This is a genomic window from Xanthomonas sp. 1678 (assembly GCF_031455575.1).
Classification (GTDB): Bacteria; Pseudomonadota; Gammaproteobacteria; order Xanthomonadales; family Xanthomonadaceae; genus Xanthomonas_A.
In genome coordinates, this window is the sequence record NZ_JAVDSZ010000013.1 from 39,954 (window position 1) to 60,497 (window position 20,544).

Here is a 20,544-nt window from a genome sequence, read left to right on the forward strand (position 1 = left end):
GCCGGGCCAGCCACCGCCGTCGCGCCTCGATGAAGCTCGCCATCCTGTCCCGCAACACCAAGCTGTATTCGACGCGCCGCCTGGTCGAGGCCGGTCGCGAACGCGGGCATACGGTGCGCGTGCTCGACCCGTTGCGCTGCTACATGCGCATCGCCGCCGGCTCCTTCACCATGCATTACAAGGGCAAGCCGATCACCGGCTACGACGCGGTGCTGCCGCGCATCGGCAATTCCGTCACCCGCTACGGCACCGCGGTGCTGCGCCAGTTGGAGATGATGGGCGTGCGCACGCCCAATCCATCCGACGCGATCCTGCGCGCGCGCGACAAGCTGCGCGCCCACCAGTTGCTGGCGGCCAAGGGCATCGACATGCCGATGACCGTGTTCGGCGACAACCCCGACGACACCGGCGACCTGCTGTCGATGCTGGGGCCGCCGCCGCACGTGGTGAAGTTGAACGAAGGCACCCAGGGCACTGGCGTGATCCTCACCGAGAAGACCAGCGCCTCGCGCGGCGTGGTCGAGGCGCTGCGCGGCCTGTACGCCAATTTCCTGGTGCAGGAGTTCATCGGCGAGGCCGAGGGCGCCGACCTGCGCTGCTTCGTGGTCGGCAACCAGGTGGTCGCGGCGATGCGCCGGCAGGCGCCGGAAGGCGACTTCCGCTCCAACCTGCATGTCGGCGGCAGCGCGCAGCTGGCGACCGCCAGCCGCGGCGAACAGGAGGTGGCGGTGCGCTCGGCCAAGGCCCTGGGCCTGGGCGTGGCCGGGGTCGACCTGATCCGCTCGCGGCGCGGTCCGCTGGTGCTGGAGGTCAACTCCACCCCCGGCCTGGAGGGGATCGAGGCGGTCTGCGGGTTGGACATCGCCGGCAAGGTCATCGAGCACCTCGAGGCGAGCGTGATCCGAAAGAAATCAGCTACTTAAGGCGATATCTGTCCGGCCATTCTGGCTTAACACGGGTTTAATTCGCGCCTGCGTATGCTTCGTCGGACCGCAGCTCTGCCCTCCTCAGCAGGAACGGTAATCGGGATATACCTTTCGGCCCAAGCGGCCTTGCCGCTTGGGCCTTTTTGTTCCCGCGGGCCGGTTTTTCGGCGACCCGGCGGACCAAGGTTGCTTGCAGCTTGCGGCCCCGTTCGCCGGGGGGCTACATTTGTGATTCACACCACCAATCGCCTAGGGGACAGGGATGAAAAGCGTGATCGGTTTGATGCTGGGGATGGCGCTCGCGTGCAGCGCGGTCGCTGCGCCGAAAGGTGAGGCGCCCATGAACGTGAAGAAATCGTTCGCGCAGCAACTCAGTACAATTCGCCAGCAGTTGGACGACGGCAAGACCTATTCCGAACTCGGCACAGAAGATCGCGGCAAGGTGGAAGCGGCACTGTCGCGCATGGCGACGGTGCTCAACGCCCATCCCGACGTCGACACGCTGCGCGAGGAAGAAAAGGTCGTGTTGTTCAACGATCAGGAAACGGTCAACGCGCTGCTGACCAAGGCATCGGCGGACAGCCGGCTGATCTGCAGGCGCGAAGCGGTCACCGGATCGCTGCGTACCACGACGCAATGCAAGACCGTGGCGGAACGCCGCCGCGACAACGAGGATGCGCAGGAACTGATGCGGCGCAATCCAACTGGCAAGTACGACTGACGGGGTAAATGTTGGTGCGAATTCTAGTGATCGAAGACAACAGCGATATCGCTGCCAACCTGGGCGACTACCTCGAGGACCGCGGGCATACGGTGGATTTCGCCGCCGATGGCGTCACCGGCCTGCACCTGGCGGTGGTGCACGAATTCGACGCGATCGTGCTCGACCTCAACCTGCCGGGCATGGACGGCATCGAAGTGTGCCGCAAGCTGCGCAACGAAGCGCGCAAGCAGACCCCGGTGCTGATGCTCACCGCGCGCGACTCGCTGGACAACAAGCTGGCGGGCTTCGATTCCGGCGCCGACGACTACCTGATCAAGCCGTTCGCGCTGCAGGAAGTGGAAGTGCGGCTCAACGCGCTGTCGCGCCGCGGCAAGGGCGTGCACACCCGCGTGCTGGAGACCGGCGACCTGGAATACAACCTGGACACGCTGGAAGTTCGGCGCCAGGGCAAGCTGCTGCAGCTCAACCCGACCGCGCTGAAGATCCTGCAGGCGCTGATGGAAGCCTCGCCCGCGGTGGTGACCCGGCAGGAGCTGGAAACTCGCGTCTGGGGCGAGGAGCTGCCGGACTCCGATTCACTGCGCGTGCACATCCACGGCCTGCGCGCGGTGGTCGACAAGCCCTTCGACGTACCGATGATCCAGACCCGCCACGGCATCGGCTACCGCATCGCCGCGCCCGATGCCTGAAGCTGGGGAGTTGCCGCGCGCGGTGCGGCGGCGCGGGCGCTACCGCCGCCGCCTGCGCAGCCGCATCATCCTCTCCTTCGTGCTGTTGGGCTTCGGCCTGACGGCACTGTTCGCGTTCGCCACCAACTGGGCGCGCGCGCGGGTGGAGAACCAGCTGGTCGAAGCGGTGATGAATCGCAATATCGACGAGTACGCGCGCCGTTTCTTTTCCGCGCCGTCGAAGAACCCCGACCTGCCGGTGCAGCAGATGGTCGGCCGGGTGGTCAAGAGCGATCGCTTCGAAGCGCTCAAGCGCGAGCAGCCGGAGTGGTACAACTTCTCCGACGGCATCCACACCGTCTCCGGGCGCGACGAATCGGGCAAACCGTTCTCCTACAAGGTCGCGGTGCGCAAGACGCAGGACGTGTGGTTCTTCCTCGCCTATGACATGACCCAGACCATCCAGGGCGAGGTGCAGCTCAACCGCACCCTGATCCTGTCGGTGCTGGTGTTCAGTGCGTTGTCGCTGGTGATCGGCTGGTGGTCGGCGTCGCGGGTGATGCGCCCGGTCTCCGATCTCGCGGCGCGCCTGCGCGCCTATCGCGGCAGCAGCGATCCCAAGCCGCTGGCGCCGCATTTCCCCGACGACGAAGTCGGGCAGCTGGCCGAGGCGCTGGACGACTATTCGGCCAGGCTCACCGAGGTGGTGCAGCGCGACCGCGAGTTCAACGCCGACGTCAGCCACGAACTGCGCACGCCGTTGGCGGTGATCCGCGGCGCTACCGAACTGCTGCTGACCCGCCCCAATCTCGACGACAAGGTGCTGCAGCGCCTGCAACGCATCCAGCGCGCCGAACAGCAGTGCAGCGATCTGATCGGCTCGCTGCTGCTGTTGTCGCGCAACGAGCGCGGGCAGGGCAACAGCAACGTGGCCAAGGTCGCCGAGCAACTGATCGAATCGCACCGCGCGCAACTGGGCGGCAAGCCGCTGCAGCTGTTGCTGGAGGGCGAACGCAACCTGAGCATCGACGCGCCGGAGGCGGCATTGTCGGTGGCGCTGGGCAACCTGATCGGCAATGCGGTCAAGTACACCCACGAAGGGCAGGTGGTGGTGCGGGTGCTGAGCGATGCGGTGCAGGTGATCGACTCCGGTCCCGGCCTCAGCGAGGAAGACGCGGCCAAGCTGTTCCAGCGCGGCTACCGCGGCACCCACGCCGGGCACTCGCAGGGCGGCGGCATCGGCCTGTCGATCGTCAGCCGCCTGTGCGAGCTGTACGGCTGGCAGGTCAACGTGCGCCCGGGGGCGACCAAGGGCGTGGTGGCGACGCTGTGGTTCAGGGCGGCGTGACAGAAATGGACGGGCGTCGGCTTCCTGTAGGAGCGGCTTCAGCCGCGACAGGCTTCCCCGGTAGATCCAGTCGCGGCTGAAGCCGCTCCTACAAAAGCGCGCATCGCCGGATCGGACCGTTACGCGATCTTCGCCGCCGCCAATGCGCGGTACTGCCGATCCAGCGCATCGGCCGCGTCCTGCAGTCGCGACGCATCGCCCTCGTTGACCACGACATCGTCGGCAATCGCCAACCGCGCCGCGCGCGTGGCCTGCGCCGCGATCATCCGCTGCGCCAGCTCGGCGGTAATGCCGTCGCGCTGCATCAGGCGCGCATGCTGCGTGGCTTCCGGAGCATCGACCACCACGATCCGATCCAGCCAGGGGTAGGCCGTGCGCGCGCCGACTTCGGTCAGCAGCGGGATCGCCGCAATCGCATAGGGACTGGCGGCCTCGCGGCACGCCTGCTGCATCAGCGTACGAATGGCGGGGTGGGTGATCGCTTCCAGGTCGCGGCGCGCCACTGAATCTTCGAAGATCCGGTGGCGCAGCGCGGCGCGGTCGAGGCTGCCGTCCTCGCGCAGGATCTGCGCTCCGAAACGGGCCACGATCTGCGCAAGCGCCGGATGCCCGGGCGCGACCACGGCGCGCGCGGCCACGTCGGCATCGGCGACGACGATGCCCTTGGCCTGGAAGCGCCGGCTCAGTTCGCTCTTGCCGGAGGCCACGCCGCCAGTCAGGCCGACGATGAAATCGCTCACCGCCCCGCCTCGCTCAGCGCAGCCCGGACCAGCGCATGTAGGTGTCGATGATTTCCGTGCCCCAGAAGAACGTGATCCAGCCGGCGATGGCCAGGTAGGGGCCGAACGGAATGGGCGTTGCCCGGTCGCGGCCCTTGGCCGCCAGCCAGATCGAACCGAGGATCGCGCCGACCAGCGAGGAGATCAGGATGGTCGGCAGGATGCCCTTCAGTCCGCACCAGGCGCCGATCGCCGCCAGCAGCTTGAAGTCGCCATGGCCCATGCCTTCCTTGCCGGTGATCTGCTTGAACAGCCACCACACCGACCACAGCGACACATAGCCGACTGCCGCGCCGAGCAACGCCGGCTTGGCCGGCATGTACAGATTGTCCATGCTGCCGACCAGGCCCAGCCACATCAGCGGCAAGGTCAGCTGGTCCGGCAACAGGCGAGTGCGCAGGTCGATCCCCGACATCGCGACCAGGAAACAACTGAATACGATCGCCCCGAACCCTTGCCAACCGAAGCCGAAGCGCCAGACGCTGGCGACCACCAGCAGGCTGGTCAGCATCTCCACCAGCGGGTACTGGATCGAGATCGGCGCATGGCAATGCCGGCACTTGCCGCGCAGCGCCAGCCAGCTGAACAGCGGAATGTTCTCGTACCAGGACAGCTTGTGCTTGCAGTGCGGGCAGTGCGAGGGCTCGACCACGATCCCGGGCGGTGGCGGATCGTAGATGTCCGGCAACTCCAGGATCTCGCGCGAATCGCGCTTCCACTGCCACTCCATGCGCTTAGGCAGGCGCAGGATCACCACGTTGAGGAAACTGCCCACCAGCAAGCCCAACCCCGCCGCGGCGGGAAAGCCGAGGCCGGGGTGTTGATCGAGAAATGCCATTAATGCTTATCCAACGACGGAGGCCAGCTTGAAGATGGGCAGGTACATGCCGATGACCATGCCGCCGACGATGGTGCCGATGAACACCATGATCAACGGCTCGATCAGGCTGCTCAGCGCGTCCACCGCATTGTTCACTTCCTGCTCGAAGTACTCGGCCACCTTGAACAGCATCGCATCCAGCGCACCGGCCTCTTCGCCGATGGCGGTCATCTGGATGACCATATGCGGAAACAGGTTGGTCTGCTTCATCGCCACGTTGACCGGATAGCCGACCGACACGTCGTCGCGCATGCGCAGCACGGCCTTCTCGTAAACGCTGTTGCCGGTGGCGCCGGCGACGATGTCCAGCGCCTCCACCAGAGGCACGCCGGCGCGAAAGGTCACGCCCAGCGTCCGCGAGAAGCGTGCCACCGAGCTGTTGTGCATGATCTGGCCGATGATCGGCACCTTCAGGATCAGCCGGTCCATGCCGTGCTGCATCGACGGCGAGCGCTTGTAGGCGAAGATGAAGCCGACGATGGTGCCGACCAAGACGATCAGCAGCATCCACCAATAGGCAACCATGAAGCGCGATGCAGCTACGATCATCTGCGTAAACGCCGGCAGCTCCGCACCAAAGCCCTTGAACACATCCTCGAACTGCGGCACCACCCACACCAGCAGGATCGAACTGACCAGCAGGGCGACCGCCATGACCATGGCCGGGTAGAACAAGGCCTTCTTGATCTTGCCCTTCAGCGCTTCGATGTTTTCCTTGTAGGTCGCGACCGTCTCCAGCACGGTCTCCAGCACGCCGGCGCCTTCGCCGGCCTTGACCAGGTTGCGATAGAGCTCGTCGAACTGGATCGGATGCTTGCTGATCGCCTCGTAGAGCGACGAACCGCCCTCAATGTCGGTGCGAACCTGATCCACCATCTTCTTCATGCGCGGGTTCTTGTGCCCGCTGCCGATGATCTCCAGCGATCCGACGATCGGGACGCCCGACTTCATCATCGTCGCCATCTGGCGGCTGAAAAAGGCGATGTCCTTCGCGCTGATCTTGCTGCCGGCAGAGCCGAACAACGGCTTGGGCTTGGGCTTGACCACCGACGGCGTGATGCCCTGGCGGCGCAACTCGGCGCGCAGCAGGTTGGCGTTCTTGGCGGTCTGCTCGCCCTTCATCTTGACGCCGCGCTTGTCCGTCCCCTCCCAGACGAACGGCAACTGCTGGCTGGTATTGCGCGCGGCGGGCTCTTTGGGTACTGCGCTACGAGTTGCGGACATCAGGTGTGCTCCCCGTCCAGCCATCCCCAGGCGGACATGACCGGCATGGTATCGGTTTCCGCGGCGTCTGGCATCAGCGGTCGATGGTCAAGGCGGAGTCCCGGGATGCAGGCGGCCAAATCCCGAAAGGTGACGTTGTGCGTCACTTTGTGACCCATCCTGGCAGAGGTGAAAGCGCGTCGCAAATCCATTCTTTGCCCGTGTCGGGCGGCATTCGATGGGGCATCATGCGCCCTGGGGAGCATAGGGTGCGCGTGGGGAAGTTGGCACGCGGCCTGCTTGCATCACCCGCACGTGGCGCTCTGCCGCGCGGCGCTCGAGGGGTAGCAAGCTCCGCGGGCGGAGTGTCTGCCAACTTACACACCATCTCTAGGGGATTCACCATGAAGAAGCAGCAGGGCTTTACCCTGATCGAACTGATGATCGTCGTCGCGATCATCGCCATCCTGGCCGCGATCGCGCTGCCGGCCTACCAGAACTACGTGCGCAAGTCGCAGGTCACCGCGGCCCTGTCCGACATCACCCCGGGCAAGACGCAGTTCGAAGTGCTGACGAATGAAGGTAAGACCTCTTTCAATGCTACCGATATTGGTCTGACCACTACGACCACCCGCTGCTCGAACATCGCGGTTACACCAGGCGACGCCGGTAATATCACTTGCACGATGCTCGGTGGCGCAGGCGTTGGCACCCAGACCATTGCATGGACCCGCACGGCATCGGGTAACTGGAAGTGCAGCACCACCGCTGATACCAAGTATCGTCCGAGCACCTGCCCGTAATTTTTTTGCCATCGCTTGAAGAAAGCCCCGCGTTAGTGGGGCTTTCTTTTTTTGGGGGGCGTATGCGCAACGAAAATGGGTTCAGCTTGATTGAGTTGATGGTGGTGGTCGCTATAGTGGCGATTCTTTCTACAATCGCCCTTCAGGGCTACATCGATTATGTCTCGCGATCACAGGTCGCCGTTGCACTGAGCGAAATTCGTGGGGGCCAGGTAGGGTTTGAGACGGCGTTCAACGACGGCAGGGGGAGTGAGATAGATGCTGCCTATGTCGGACTGGCTTCATCCGTGCGTTGTCCACAAATATCAGCGTTTGTCGATGTGACCAGTGGTGTGGGCGACATTAGTTGCGTCCTCGCTGGGAACGACAGGGTGGCTGGATCTACACTATCCTTGCGTCGGAGCATGTCCGGCCTGTGGAGTTGCGATGGCAGCGATTTGCCCGAGAAGTATCGGCCTGAAGGATGTGGATGATTGATTTTCTGAGTAGAGACTACGGTCCGGGGATCTTGTGATGGCGAATCCGCCAACCTTGCGTGCGTTGGTTGCCTCCCCGTGGTTTGGAGTTGTCGTATTGGCGATCGTCGTTCTGGCCGTATATTGGCCTGGGCTGACGGGACCATTCTTGTTCGACGATTACCCGAACATCGTTGACAACGCGAAGATCCATCTTGCTGCATTAAACTTCCAAAGCTTGAAAAGCGCGGCCATGGGTTACGAGCCGGGCTCCGTCGGCAGGCCGTTGGCTACCTTGAGTTTTGCTCTGAACTGGTACTTCTCGGGCGAAAATGCTTGGAGCTATAAGTTGACCGGGGTGGCGGTCCATGTCGTCAACGCATGGCTGGTGTTTGCCCTGTTGTTGAAGATGACACGCGGTGCCGCCACGACGTCTGTTCGGCGTGGGATCGGCTATTGCCTGGTCGTCGCCTTGCTGTGGGCCGTGCATCCCCTCCAGGTGTCTACGGTACTGTATGTAGTTCAGCGAATGGAGTCGCTGTCGCTGACGTTCGTGTTGCTGGCGCTCATTGTCTACCTGCATGGAAGACAACGGCAGATAGAAGGAGGTTCCGGGTGGGGATGGCTCTGCTTTTCCGGGGCGCTCGCCTTGGTTGGGCTGTTGTCCAAGGAATCCGCTGCGCTTTTCGGCGCGTATGCCTTCTCGCTGGAAGTTTGTCTGTTCCGCTTTGCTGCGAATAACCGGCGAGATAGGGGTCTGCTGATCGCCTTGTATTTGGCGTTCGGGTTGGTCGCGAGCGCGATATTCTTCGGGTGGCTCTTGCCGCGGGCGCTTCAGCCTGGTGCCTTCCAAGGAAGGGATTTCACGCTCTATGAGCGCTTGCTTACCCAGGGGAGGGTATTGGTTCTTTACCTTCAGCAGATCGCCCTGCCGTTGCCGAAAAGTTTGATTTTTTATTACGATTCCTATCCGAAGTCTGTCGGGCTGCTCTCGCCGATAACGACAATTTTTTCGTGGCTCTTTATCGTCGCTCTACTTTGCGTGGGATGGCTTGCGCGGCGAGCGATGCCGTTGCTTTCGCTCGGGATCTTCTGGTTTTTTGCGGGGCACCTGTTGACAAGCAACGCGATAGATCTCGAGCTTGTTTTTGAGCACAGGAACTATTTCCCGTTGCTCGGAGTATTCCTTGTGTTTGCCGAATTGGTGCGCATCATCCCGGTGAGGGATGGTCCTGCAATCAAATATGTCGGTGTTGCTGCTGTAGTCGTCTTCATGGTTGGTCTTTGCGCCATTCGTTCGGCAACGTGGGGCAATGGGTTCCTTTTCTTCAATGAACTGGTGGACGTGAATCCACAGTCCGCGCGGGCGAGAACCGGTCTTGCCATTGCGCTCGTGGAACGCGCCAATGGCGACGGCGATTCGCCCTTGTACAGCTTGGCCGAGCAACAGTTCGAGGCTGCTGCCGCTCTGCCAAGCGCATCGACGCTGCCCGAGCAGGGGCTCATTCTGATGGCGCTGGCCTATGGCAAGCCGGTCAAAAACGAGTGGTGGTCAGGCTTGATCTCGAAGCTGAAAACAAAGCCGCTTTCGGCGGATGTCGTATCATCCATCTCTGACCTGATTCAACGGCGAAAGCGCGGTGTGGCGATCGACGACGGGAAGCTAAAGGAGGCATGTGTCGCGCTGGCCAATCGGGACGGCGTCCCTGCTTTCATGTATGCCCAATTCGGCGACTATGGCCTGACCTACCTGCATGACGCCACGTTTGCCAACCTGATGTTCACTAGAGCAGTGGAGGCGGGCAGATCGGACACTGCGTTTGTCGCCAAGATGATTTCCACGCTGCTTCAGGAAGGGCATCAAGAGCAGGCGTCTGTCGCGCATGAAAGGGCCAAAGAACTCGGCATGCTGAAATAGGTGTGGGACTCCACGCGTCGCGTCACGTCTGCGTCGACGCGCCGGCGGTTGTAGCCCGAAGTGCCGAATCGAGCATGATTGCGCAATCGCGCCAAGTCGGTATGCGGATTGCGCGAACTGAGGGATGTGCCAACTGCGTAGAAATGCGGTCCGCCAGCATCTCCACATTGCCTGGCTCGTAAAGACAGGGCGCATGGTTGTCCAGTACCTGTGCAACGTCCCCCAGTGCTGTGGCCACCAACGGAATGCGCATCGCCAACATTTCATGCAGTTTCAGCGGGAAGCAGTAGCGTCCGAACGTCGAACTCTGGTTGCATACGACCCCGACGTCCAACGACGCCAGGACACGGGGTACCTCGGTCTGCGGAAGTCTCCCCAAGTCGATGATGCGAGGGTGCCGATAGCGGCGAACTGTTCGATCGGTTGGCCCGGCATGAACCAGCCAAAGGTCTTGCATGCCTTGGGCCAGTTGGATGAAAGCGTCAAAAAGATCGCTGATGCCCCGACTCGAAGTCAGCGCCCCTGCTGTACCGATCAGGCGCGCATCGACTGGCAGTCCCAACGCGGTTCTGGAGGAGTGCTTGTCGAGGGGGTGAAAGATCTCCGTGTTCACGCCATTCACCACGACGTGGACAGGACCGGCTACGCGGTAGTCCCCACGGACATACTCCGCAAGGGCGTGGCTGACCGTTGTCAATGCATACGCGCGGCGGCAAGCCGATCGAAATGCGCCAGACAGGCCGGGTAGCCGCGAGAGCCCGAAGCTCTCATAGTTGTCATAGAGATCGATGACGTAGGGAACGTCTCGTTTGATCGCCCATTTGGCGGCAAGCACCGCCTGGAGCATGTCTGAACTGGCCCACACGACATCTGGACGCCAGCGGGAGGTCGCTGTGTCGAGCCACTGGAAATGGCGAAGAAGGCCCTGTGGCAGTGCGTTGATCGAATGCCACTGGACGCCGAGATCGTCTGGCTTGGGAGTGGCGTCTTCCGGGCGCCGGCGATAGCTGAGCGCGCAGACGCGCACCGAGTGGCCCTGCCGGGCCAGTTCGCGAGGAAGCTCGTACAGTCGCCCGAAGCGGTCTTCAAGGAGATCCTTGTCCGAGTACTGCCGCTTGCATACCACCAATATCTTCACTCGGGCATTTCCTGTCGATCGGCGCTGAAGCGCCGCGCGCGCGGCGGTCTGGCAAGCTTACCGTGCAGGCGTTAGATTAACCGCAGCCAGATCTCGCACTCCAGAGTCGTCAATGTCCGCCAGCGAACATCATCTCAAGAGCTTGCAGGCGATTCGGGCATACGAGTTGCGGCAGGCCCTTGCGTTCTTTCCAGTTCCTGCGCCTGGCCGGACGGTAACCGTCCTGGAGCTCGGGGCGGGGACTGGTCAGCAGGCCTTGATGCTGAGGGATGCTGGCTATGAGGTGAGCGCGGTCGATTTGCCAAGCAGCCACTACCATGATGCACGGGTCTTCGAAGTCGAGGACTACGATGGACGCACGCTGCCATTTGCCGATGGCGCGTTCGATGTCGTTTTTTCCTCGAACGTTCTCGAGCATGTCGCGGACATCGACCGCATCCTGGATGAGACGAGGCGCGTGCTCAAGCGCGATGGTCATGCTGTGCACGTGCTGCCCAGTAGCTCTTGCCGTCTCTGGAGCATCCCTGGCCACTATCTCTGGCTGGCGCGCCGGGTGCTGCAACGGGTTTCCACCTCCACGAAAGCGCCAGTTGAGGGCGAGAATTCCCTTGCAATCCCAAAGACCCCATCGGGCTTCGATGAATGGCGGAAGACGCTGTTTCCTTCGAGGCACGGAGAAAGAGGCAACGTCTTGACGGAGACATTCTATTTTTCCCGCTCGTGGTGGTCGAGAACGTTCCGAAAGGGGGGCTTTGAGGCCGTCACGACACAGTCGACCGGTATCTTCTACACGATGTGCAATTCATTTGCGCATAAGTTGTCGATCTCGCGGAGGCAGAGTCTCTCGTTTTTGCTGGGCTCGTCGTGCCACATCTATGTCCTGCGCAAGCTGAATCACGCGCCGGACAAGGGGGTGTACAGGTGAAGGCCAATACCTTGCTCGGTCTCCGTGCCTCTGCCAGAGCGTTCTCATTTGGCGGCCGGTTCAATGCTCCTCAATCCATCATGAGGCGGCTCTTCCGGCATCACAGGGCCGTGGTCAGCATCGGAGATTTTGACGGCGACATGGCGATGGACCTGTCTTTGACGGAACACATGCAGCGGCGCATCTTCTGGATGGGGTACTACAGCCAGGGCATCGTGGCCTTGTTGGACCGCATCCTGGCGCCCGGCATGAGCGTCATCGATGTTGGTGCCAATATCGGTGAAATCACACTGGTGGCGGCGAAGCGCGTGGGGCAGGCAGGAAGGGTCGTTTCGTTCGAACCTGTCGACAGCCTCGCCGACACGTTGTGCAGCCATGTGATGCGAAACGATCTCAGCAACGTCACGGTGGTACGTCAAGGGCTGTCGAATCGACATGACCATGTACCGATCTTCGCTTCCTGCGGGCAAGGAGAGCTTGGAGACGAGCATCATGGGCTGGGCAGCCTGTTCGGAACGCCGTCGCACGACCACGCACTTCAGGAGGTCGAAATAACGACGCTGGACGCTTATCTCGACGCGAACCCACTCAGCAAGGTCGACGTCATCAAGGTCGATATCGAGGGTGCCGAGTTGCCCTGTCTTCAAGGAGCGAGGCTCACCCTGGGGAAGCACAGGCCCTCGTTGATCGTGGAGGTCCAGCAGGAATCCTCGTTGAAGGCGGGGTACGATCCGGGCGAGATATTGGACTACCTGCAGGAGTTCGGATATAGGTTCCAGGTCATCCGGTCCGATGGGACGTTAAGGAAAGTCGACCGTTCCTCTCTCGGGCCTTACCAGAACGTGCTTTGTACCGTCGCCGGTTAGATGACCGATCCTGAGCCAGTCAGTATTTGGCTTCTCCTGAGCCGATTCGGTCATGGAGGCCTTGAGCGCGTACAGGTTGCGCTCGCCAATGGGCTTTGCCTTCAAGGTCACCAGGTCAAGCTTGTCGCGGGGCAGGTGCTTGCGCATCCCATTGATGGGCTTGCGGCGAGCGTTCCGGTTGTTGAAATCGCGCCGCGAGGTTCTTTTCATTTTCTATCGGGTCTCTGGCGTGAGTGGCGGCGGCAGGCGCCAGATGTAATTTTCACGACGTCCAACGATGTGGCTTGTCTTGTCCTGCTTTTGAAGTGCGTTTCCCGAAATCCAATACGCGTGGTGGTTACCCAGCACCTGTCGGTATCGGCTCCGAGGATGGCGAGTCGTGGCGCCAAGCGGTTGAAGCTTGAATTGCTCAGGCGCACGATGCGGGTGCTTTTCCCCCGTGCCGATTCGTGTGTCGCCGTGTCCGAAGCGGTGGCTAGCGATATGCGCTCTGAGTTGGCGCTGTCGCCGGACAGGGTCAGCGTGATCCACAATCCGGTGGTGGCGTCGGACTGCGAACTGCGTTCTTTGCAACAGGTGGACTGGCCGTGGCCGGACCGGAGCGTTCCCACCGTCGTCTTCGTCGGCCGATTTTCGCCGGAGAAGCGTCTTGATCTCCTGCTTCGCGCATTTTCTCGCGTCCTCACTCAAGAGCCCGCGCGGCTGCTGCTGATTGGAACTGGGCCCCTGGAGTCCCGGGTGTCGCAATGGATGGATGAGGCTGGATTGGGTGTAATTTGCAAGCGGCTTGGCTATGTCGCCAATCCCTTGCCCTATATTCGCCAGGCCGACGTCCTGGTCCTGTGCTCAGACTACGAGGGCTTCGGCAATGTTCTCGTGGAGGCGATGGCGTGCGGGACCCAGGTGGTTTCGACGGATTGTCCCGACGGACCGCGCGAAATCCTGGAGGATGGGCGGTTCGGGCAGCTTGTCCGCTGTGGCGATCGCGATGCGCTGGCCGGAGCGTTGATCCGTGTCATCGACGGCAGGTGCCGTGTCGAGCCTGACGTGTTGAGGCAACGGGCGGCAGAGTTCGGCGTGCAAAAATCAATCGACGCTTATGAAGAGCTTGTCGCGGAACTCCGGCCGCGAGTTCACGTCAGGTCGCGCTCGCCCGATGCGTGATCAGGCGGATGGAGAACAGAAGCACCAAGGTGCATTCGCCTGCGATCATGGCCCATGCGGAGCCTAATGCTGCTCGCGTGGGGGTGAGGGCGAACATTGCGCACGCCAGGACGCAAAGGCCGATCGTCTCCAGCAGTACCCTGGCCCGGATGTCGCTTCTCGCCAGGAGCCAGTGCGCCAACAGGATCCGCATGCAACTGATGGGCGCGCACCAGGCGAGCAGCTTTACGACGGGCGCGGCGGATGCGAAGTCGCTGCCCAATATCGCGACGATGGCGCCCGATGCGAAGTAAAGAAACAGGGCCGCGGCCAACCCGTAGGCAAAGGTGCATGCGAGCAGCGCGTGCATCATGAATGGGTGCTCGTTCATGCCGGCTCCCTGCCGAAACATGCGAGGCAGCGCCGCACCGATGAGTCCTTCGATCGGGAGTGTCGCCAGCCCAGTGAATCGCTGAGCTGCGGTGAAGTTCCCTGCGACCGCTTCGCCTCCCCAGCGCAATGCGAACGTCTTGTCCACGGAGGTCCAGGCCATCGTGCTTGCCCAGATGCCGGAAAGTCCGATGCCGGCTCGCAAGTCGCTCCAGGCAAGCGAGTGGTTTGGCGAGTTTGCCAGTAGCCGCCTTGTGCAGCCGTGCCGCAACAAGATGGCGCAAGCGGCCAGCGCTGTCAGATGCAGCCAGACGTACAAGGAAAGCCCTTGGCCAGATTCGAACTGCATGAAGGCGGCGACCGCGGCAACCCTTGCCAAGGACCCTGCAACGGGTACCGCCGCTGCTTGCAGCACCAGTGTATGGGCCGCGTATGCGGAGGCGACCTGCGCGATGATCGGTGCGAACAGAATTTCCGATAGCCCGATGCCGAGCAGTATCCAGCCGCCCGGCTGGTGGAAGATGGCGCTCCCAAGCACTACGTACGCAAGCAAAAGCAGCGGTGTACTCCATGCCAAGGCGCGCCCCGCCTGCTGCCATCTCATGGGGAACAAGGTCTGGTCGCGCGCGGTATCTTGGTACATGCGCAAACCAAGCCCGAAGCCGGCGAAGCCTCCCAGTGCAACGGCCAGGCCGGCAATGCCGGAGTAGTTTCCGTATCCGGATGCCCCGAGTACACGCGCCAACAGCAGTACCCAGACGAGTTGGCTGCCTACTCGCAAAGCGTGCCAGAGCGTCGTGCCCAGAGTGTTGCGTGCCAGCCAGCCCAGTTTTGGCATGCGGAACTTGGCGTTCATCGTGGAGAAGCGACTTCGCGTCGTCGCATCATGGTTTCCAACAATGCGGCGTATGCTCCGGCACGCACATGCCAATCAAAGCCTTGCACTTCGTTTGGATCGACCGGCTGCGGTGAGCGGATCAGGCGCGAAACGGCGTCGGCTAATGCTGCTGTGCTACCCGGCGGCACCGTATGCACTCCATTGCATGTCTCGGTCAAGCGCTGGACCGCAGGGATGGCCGAGACCACGACCGGGCAACCGCAGCCCAGTGCTTCTATCAACACGAGCCCGAGGCCGTCTTGGTCGCCACTTGTTGCCTCGACAAAAGGAGCGACGAACAAGGCGGCGCGGCGGTAGAGGGAGGGAAGCTCCGACTGGGGAACCGCACCCAGAAAGCGGACGGCGTCCTGCAGTTCCAGGTCGCGGACCTGTTCCTTGCGCGTCTCCAGTTCGGGTCCGAACCCGGCAACTGTCAACGTGGCACCGGGTACGGCAGCCCGGATCGCTTGCATCGCAGCGATCAGGAAACGAAGGCCTTTTTTTTCCACGAGCCGGCCGACGAACAGTATCTCCGTACGCGACCGTGGCACGGTGGGGTCGGGAACGAACCTGCCGGAAAGATCCGCCCCCATCGGCTCCACCACCACCTTGGACATGTCTGCACCCAGAGCGGCGACCTGCTGCAGCATGCCTTCGCTGACGACGGCCAGTCGCGCCGATCGCCGTATCACAGCGCGCTTGATCCAGCGAAAAGGCCACGACTTCAGCGCGTACAGATCTCCGCCATGGGATGTGACCAGAAAGGGCGAGGAAGGACCGACAAAGCTCAGTGCTGTGGCAACGATGCCCTGCGGTATCAGCCAGTGTGCATGAACGACGGTCGGGCGATACCTGCGGACGGCACGATAGGCAGCGAACAACTGGCCGATGAAGAATCCAGGCAGCAGGAGCGCCTTCCAAGGACTGTGTTGCACGTTGGAAACCATGCCGCCGTCGTTCACCAGCGTTTCCCAGCGCTGTGGGGCATATCGATAACGATGGATTTCAACTGAATCCATCGTTTCGTACTCAAGCGCCCCATTCGCGTGGGGGCACAGCACCACGACCCGAAAGCGGCCGGTCAAGCGCCTGGCAAGCTCATGGACGAAGCCAGGCTCTGGGTCGTCGCGCCAGCGAGGATAGGTGGAGGCCAGCACCAAGAGTGTCGGCTTGGTCATGTTTCGGCTCGCACCGCGTGCATTCAGGCGTCGCGCCGATACGTCAGATTGGTGATCTGCTCGGAAATCAGCCCGATCAGAAAAATGATCACCGCCGCACTGAACAACAACGTGCTCATATTGGTGAAACGGTGCATCGTCGCAAAGGTATAGCCGTAGTAGGCGAGTCCGAGGGCGAAGAATGCCATCGAGACCGGGACGAACAGCTTCAGCGGCGAATACAACGTGGCGATCTTGAAGATGATCAGCAGGAAGCGGATGCCGTCCTTCATGGGGCGGATATGGCTGCCGTTGCCGACCCGCTTGGCGACGGGGATCGGCACGTAGGCGACCGGATAGGCGCTGCGGAAGAAGGCCATGGTGCTGGTGGTGGGGTAGCTGAACCCGTTCGGGAGCAGGTGCAGGAATTCGCGGAACCGGTCCGCGCGGACGGCGCGGAAGCCGGAGGTGAGGTCTTTCACCTCGAAGCCGGTCATGCGGCTGGCCAGCCAGTTGTAGAAGCGGTTGGCCAGACCGCGGTGCACGCTCGCCTGGCCGCTGCTGTCGCGGGCGCCGACGACCATGTCGTAGCCCTGGCCGAGCTTGGCCAGCAGTTTGTGGATGTCGCTTGGATCGTGCTGTCCATCCGCGTCCATGAACACCAGGATGTCGCCGCCCGCGGCCCGTGCGCCGCGCTTGATCGCCGCACCATTGCCCATCGAGTAGGGACTGCCGATGACCCGGGCGCCATGGTCGCGCGCGACCTGCGCGGTCGCATCGGTCGAGCCGTCGTCGACCACGATGATCTCGGCATCCGGCATTTCCTCACGTAGCCGCGGCAGCGTGCGGGACAGACCGGCCACCTCGTTCTTGGCTGGCAGGATGATGCTGATCTTGTCCAAAGGTCGACCCCTAGTTCCCCGTCGGCTATGGTAATCCCAGTCGCGGCCGGATTCGTGGCGCGTAGCAATGCCGCCTGCGTTTGCTACTGTGCCGGAAGCGGTTGCGCGGAATTTGCAGTATCTTTGGTCCGCAAGAACGGGGGCTTTTCCATGAATGCAGCTGTCTCGGCCAACCTGGTTGGCATCACCGGCATCGCGCGCCGCCTGGTTCAGGATGGCGCGGTGGAGGAGGCGGTCGCGCGGACCGCGATGGCGCATGCCGCCGAGGCCAAGATCCCGCTGCCGCAGTGGTTCTCGGAGAAGAAGCTGGCCACCGCGGCGCAACTGGCCGCCGCTAACGCAGTGGAATTTGGGATGCCGCTGCTGGATGTGTCGGTGTTCGATGCCAACCAGAGCGCGATCAAGCTGGTCAGCGAGGAGTTGCTGCAGAAGCACCAAGTGCTGCCGCTGTTCAAGCGCGGTACGCGGCTGTTCGTCGGGATCAGCAATCCGACCCAGACCCGGGCGCTGGACGACATCAAGTTCCATACCAATCTGACGGTCGAGCCGATCCTGGTCGACGAGGACCAGATCAGGCGCACGCTGGAGCAGTGGCAGGCGCGCAGCGATGCGATCGGCAATGCGCTGGGCGACGACGAGGAGGGCATGGACAACCTCGAGGTCGGCGCCGGCGACGAGGACATGGGCAGCGGCGGCGATACCGGCGTCGATGCCAAGGGCGACGATACGCCCGTGGTCAAGTTCGTGAACAAGATGCTGGTCGATGCGATCCGCCGCGGCGCCTCGGATATCCATTTCGAGCCGTACGAGGACGATTACCGGGTGCGGCTGCGCATCGATGGCCTGCTCAAGAGCGTCGCCAAGGCGCCGGTCAAGCTCAACCAGCGCATTGCGGCGCGACTGAAGGTGATGTCGCAGCTGGACATCGCCGAGAAGCGGGTGCCGCAGGACGGGCGCATCAAGCTCAACCTGTCCAAGAGCAAGCAGATCGACTTCCGTGTCAGCACCTTGCCGACGCTGTTCGGCGAGAAGATCGTGTTGCGTATCCTCGACGGCAGCGCGGCCAAGTTGGGCATCGACAAACTCGGCTACGAGCCGGAGCAGCAGAAGCTGTTCTTGGACGCGATCCACAAGCCCTACGGCATGGTGCTGGTGACCGGCCCGACCGGTTCGGGCAAGACGGTGTCGCTGTATACCGCGCTGGGCATCCTCAACGATGATACCCGCAACATCTCCACCGCCGAGGATCCGGTGGAAATCCGCCTGCCCGGCGTGAACCAGGTGCAGCAGAACAACAAGCGCGGCATGACTTTCGCCGTGGCGCTGCGCTCGTTTCTGCGCCAGGATCCGGACATCATCATGGTCGGCGAAATCCGCGACCTGGAGACCGCCGAGATCGCGATCAAGGCGGCGCAGACCGGTCACATGGTGCTGTCCACGCTGCATACCAACGATGCGCCGCAGACCATCGCGCGCCTGATGAACATGGGCATCGCGCCGTACAACATCACCAGTTCGGTAACGCTGGTGATCGCGCAGCGCCTGGCGCGGCGCCTGTGCAACAACTGCAAGCGGCCCAGCCAGCTTCCGGAGAATGCGCTGCTGGCCGAGGGATTCAGCGCGGCGGAAATCGCCGCCGGCATCCAGCTGTTCGAGGCCGTCGGCTGCGACGAGTGCACCGAAGGCTACAAGGGGCGTACCGGCATCTACCAGGTGATGCCGATGAACGACGAGATCGCGGCGATCGTGCTGCAGGGCGGCAACGCGATGGACATCGCCGAGGCGGCGCAGAAGATCGGGGTCAAGGACCTGCGCCAGTCGGCGCTGCTCAAGGCCCGCAACGGCATCACCAGCTTGGCCGAGATCAATCGCGTCACCAAGGACTGATGGAGCTGGGATTCGGCATTCGGGATTCGTGAATGCCAGCGCAGCGGCGCTTCATCTGGGGGCCTTGATCCGGCTTTTTTCTACCTGGGCCGAATTAGGTGCAGGGCAGGGGGGCGCGCTTTTACGAATCCCCAATCCCAATTCCCCAATCCCAGCTCTTCTACTCCATCCCCAACTTCTTGAGCTTGTAGCGCAGCGCGCGGAAGGTGATGCCGAGCTGCGCGGCGGTGCGGGTCTTGTTCCAGCGGTTTTCCTCAAGCGCCTTCTGGATCGCGGCGCGTTCGAGCTGCTCGATGTAGGAGGGCAGGGCGGAGGAGGTCGGGTCGATGTCGACCACGCCGGGCGGCAGCGCGGGGGCGGCTTCGGCCGCGGCGCGGGCGCTGTTGCCGGGCTGCGGCAGGTGCAGGTCGGCGGCGCTGATCTGGTCGTCCTCGGCCATCGCCAGGGCGCGCTCGAGGATGTTCTCCAGTTCGCGCACGTTGCCGGGGAAGGCGTAACGGTTCAGGGCGTCCAGCGCCGACGGCGACAGCAGCGGGGTGATCCGGCCATGGCTCTTGGCCAGCCGCGCCAGGATCGCCGCGGCCAGTTGCGGCAGGTCGCCGCCGCGCTCGCGCAGCGGCGGCACGCGCAGTTCGATCACGTTGATGCGGTAGTACAGGTCGTGGCGGAAGCGGCCGTCGGCGACCAGGTCGGCCAGGTCCTTGTGGGTGGCCGACAGGATGCGCACGTCGGTCGGCACCTCGGTGGCGGCGCCGACCGGGCGCACCGACTTCTCCTGGATCGCGCGCAGCAGCTTGACCTGCATCGGCAGCGGCAGTTCGGCCACTTCGTCCAGAAACAGGGTGCCGCCCTGCGCGGCCTGGAACAGGCCGGCCTGGTCGGCGTGGGCACCGGTGAAGCTGCCCTTCTTGTGGCCGAAGAACTCGCTTTCCATCAGTTCGGCCGGGATCGCGCCGCAGTTGACCGGCACGAACGGCCCGGCCGCGCGCGCGCCCTGTTCGTGGATGGTGCGCGCGACCAGTTCCTTGCCGACGCCGGACTCGCCGAGGATGTACACCGGCGCCTGGCTGCGCGCGACCTTGGCGATGGTGGCGCGCAGCGCGTCCATCGCGGTCGAGGCGCCGAGCAGGCGGCTGGCCTGCTCCGGCGGCGGCGCCGGCGGCGCGGCGCGCTCGGTGTTGTTGAGTTCCAGCGCGTGCTTGACCAGGCCGCGCAGCACGTGGATGTCCACCGGCTTGCTGACGAAGTCGAAGGCGCCGGCCTTCAGCGCTTCCACCGCCAGGTCCATGCTGCCGAACGCGGTGATCATCGCCACCGGCGTGCGCGGATAGTGGCGGGCGATCTCGCTGACCAGCTCGATGCCATTGCCATCGGGCAGGCGCATGTCGGTGATGCACAGGTCGTAGGGGTTGCTGGCCAGCAGTTCGCGGGCTTCGGCGAGATTGGCGGCGGTGCTGATGCGCAGCCCCATCCTGCCCAGGGTCAGTACCAGCAGTTCGCGGATGTCGCGTTCGTCGTCGACGACAAGGGCGCTTCGGGTTTCGTTCATGTGGGG

Annotated in this window: 19 protein-coding genes; 11 read left to right on the forward strand and 8 right to left on the reverse strand. The window is 63.0% G+C overall.

Annotation, left to right across the window (positions count from 1 at the left end):
• Positions 1-29 precede the first annotated feature (29 nt).
• The 4 genes from rimK to J2Y70_RS19190 all read left to right on the forward strand — a co-directional run bounded on the left by rimK (position 30) and on the right by J2Y70_RS19190 (position 3,666).
• Positions 30-923, forward strand: coding sequence for a 30S ribosomal protein S6--L-glutamate ligase (rimK, locus tag J2Y70_RS19175; protein ID WP_309921198.1), 894 nt, complete (start codon positions 30-32; stop codon positions 921-923).
• Positions 924-1,188: 265 nt separating this feature from the next.
• Complete coding sequence (locus J2Y70_RS19180; protein WP_309921201.1) at positions 1,189-1,647, forward strand: hypothetical protein; 459 nt, start codon at positions 1,189-1,191, stop codon at positions 1,645-1,647.
• Between the two features lie 14 nt (positions 1,648-1,661).
• Positions 1,662-2,339: a response regulator transcription factor gene (locus J2Y70_RS19185; protein WP_145703507.1), complete on the forward strand. Its 678-nt coding sequence runs from the start codon at positions 1,662-1,664 to the stop codon at positions 2,337-2,339.
• Positions 2,332-3,666: a HAMP domain-containing sensor histidine kinase gene (locus tag J2Y70_RS19190; protein ID WP_309921204.1), complete on the forward strand. Its 1,335-nt coding sequence runs from the start codon at positions 2,332-2,334 to the stop codon at positions 3,664-3,666. Before J2Y70_RS19185 ends, J2Y70_RS19190 begins: the two co-directional genes overlap by 8 nt.
• Before the next feature lie 119 nt (positions 3,667-3,785).
• On the opposite strand, the gene coaE is transcribed toward J2Y70_RS19190, so the two are convergent.
• Genes coaE through J2Y70_RS19205 form a run of 3 tightly spaced genes read right to left on the reverse strand, consistent with a single transcriptional unit; the run spans position 3,786 to position 6,549 of the window.
• Complete coding sequence (gene coaE, locus J2Y70_RS19195) at positions 3,786-4,406, reverse strand: dephospho-CoA kinase (protein ID WP_309921207.1); 621 nt, start codon at positions 4,404-4,406, stop codon at positions 3,786-3,788.
• Positions 4,407-4,419: 13 nt separating this feature from the next.
• Entirely contained in the window at positions 4,420-5,283 is an 864-nt protein-coding gene (locus tag J2Y70_RS19200; RefSeq protein WP_263395460.1) for an A24 family peptidase, read from the reverse strand.
• Positions 5,284-5,289: 6 nt separating this feature from the next.
• Positions 5,290-6,549 (reverse strand): type II secretion system F family protein, encoded by a 1,260-nt coding sequence (locus J2Y70_RS19205; protein ID WP_309921211.1) that lies wholly within the window; start codon positions 6,547-6,549, stop codon positions 5,290-5,292.
• A gap of 383 nt (positions 6,550-6,932) precedes the next feature.
• Here J2Y70_RS19205 and J2Y70_RS19210 point away from each other — a divergent pair, with 383 nt between their 5' ends.
• The 3 genes from J2Y70_RS19210 to J2Y70_RS19220 all read left to right on the forward strand — a co-directional run bounded on the left by J2Y70_RS19210 (position 6,933) and on the right by J2Y70_RS19220 (position 9,704).
• Complete coding sequence (locus J2Y70_RS19210; protein WP_309921214.1) at positions 6,933-7,331, forward strand: pilin; 399 nt, start codon at positions 6,933-6,935, stop codon at positions 7,329-7,331.
• 62 nt (positions 7,332-7,393) lie between these two features.
• On the forward strand, positions 7,394-7,804 hold the full coding sequence (locus J2Y70_RS19215) for a pilin (protein WP_309921217.1): 411 nt from the start codon (positions 7,394-7,396) through the stop codon (positions 7,802-7,804).
• Positions 7,805-7,904: 100 nt separating this feature from the next.
• Positions 7,905-9,704, forward strand: coding sequence for a hypothetical protein (locus J2Y70_RS19220; protein ID WP_309921224.1), 1,800 nt, complete (start codon positions 7,905-7,907; stop codon positions 9,702-9,704).
• A gap of 22 nt (positions 9,705-9,726) precedes the next feature.
• Here J2Y70_RS19220 and J2Y70_RS19225 read toward each other — a convergent pair whose 3' ends face one another.
• Positions 9,727-10,842 carry a glycosyltransferase family 4 protein gene (locus J2Y70_RS19225; RefSeq protein WP_309921226.1) on the reverse strand — a complete coding sequence of 372 codons (1,116 nt, stop codon included), beginning with the start codon at positions 10,840-10,842 and terminating at the stop codon, positions 9,727-9,729.
• Between the two features lie 112 nt (positions 10,843-10,954).
• Between J2Y70_RS19225 and J2Y70_RS19230 the strand changes: the two genes are divergently transcribed.
• From J2Y70_RS19230 to J2Y70_RS19240, 3 genes are read left to right on the forward strand one after another with little or no spacing between them, the layout of a single operon-like run.
• Positions 10,955-11,767, forward strand: a complete 813-nt coding sequence (locus J2Y70_RS19230; protein ID WP_309921228.1) for a class I SAM-dependent methyltransferase — start codon at positions 10,955-10,957, stop codon at positions 11,765-11,767.
• Positions 11,764-12,633 (forward strand): FkbM family methyltransferase, encoded by an 870-nt coding sequence (locus J2Y70_RS19235; RefSeq protein ID WP_309921232.1) that lies wholly within the window; start codon positions 11,764-11,766, stop codon positions 12,631-12,633. The genes J2Y70_RS19230 and J2Y70_RS19235 overlap by 4 nt, the downstream gene beginning before the upstream one ends.
• The gene (locus tag J2Y70_RS19240) at positions 12,634-13,797 is read left to right on the forward strand and encodes a glycosyltransferase (RefSeq protein WP_309921235.1); all 1,164 of its coding nucleotides are present in this window, start codon (positions 12,634-12,636) and stop codon (positions 13,795-13,797) included.
• On the opposite strand, the gene J2Y70_RS19245 is transcribed toward J2Y70_RS19240, so the two are convergent.
• From J2Y70_RS19245 to J2Y70_RS19255, 3 genes are read right to left on the reverse strand one after another with little or no spacing between them, the layout of a single operon-like run.
• Positions 13,772-15,022 (reverse strand): hypothetical protein, encoded by a 1,251-nt coding sequence (locus tag J2Y70_RS19245; protein ID WP_309921238.1) that lies wholly within the window; start codon positions 15,020-15,022, stop codon positions 13,772-13,774. The two genes, J2Y70_RS19240 and J2Y70_RS19245, sit on opposite strands and share 26 nt — an antisense overlap.
• Entirely contained in the window at positions 15,019-16,221 is a 1,203-nt protein-coding gene (locus tag J2Y70_RS19250) for a glycosyltransferase (RefSeq protein WP_309921241.1), read from the reverse strand. The genes J2Y70_RS19245 and J2Y70_RS19250 overlap by 4 nt, the downstream gene beginning before the upstream one ends.
• 23 nt (positions 16,222-16,244) lie before the next feature.
• The gene (locus J2Y70_RS19255; protein ID WP_309921244.1) at positions 16,245-17,102 is read right to left on the reverse strand and encodes a glycosyltransferase family 2 protein; all 858 of its coding nucleotides are present in this window, start codon (positions 17,100-17,102) and stop codon (positions 16,245-16,247) included.
• Positions 17,103-17,252: 150 nt separating this feature from the next.
• Here J2Y70_RS19255 and pilB point away from each other — a divergent pair, with 150 nt between their 5' ends.
• Positions 17,253-18,989 carry a type IV-A pilus assembly ATPase PilB gene (gene pilB / locus J2Y70_RS19260; protein WP_263395450.1) on the forward strand — a complete coding sequence of 579 codons (1,737 nt, stop codon included), beginning with the start codon at positions 17,253-17,255 and terminating at the stop codon, positions 18,987-18,989.
• A 160-nt stretch (positions 18,990-19,149) separates the two neighbouring features.
• On the opposite strand, the gene J2Y70_RS19265 is transcribed toward pilB, so the two are convergent.
• A complete protein-coding gene (locus J2Y70_RS19265; protein ID WP_309921249.1) occupies positions 19,150-20,538 on the reverse strand; it encodes a sigma-54 dependent transcriptional regulator in 1,389 nt (462 codons plus the stop codon).
• Between the last annotated feature and the right edge of the window lie 6 nt (positions 20,539-20,544).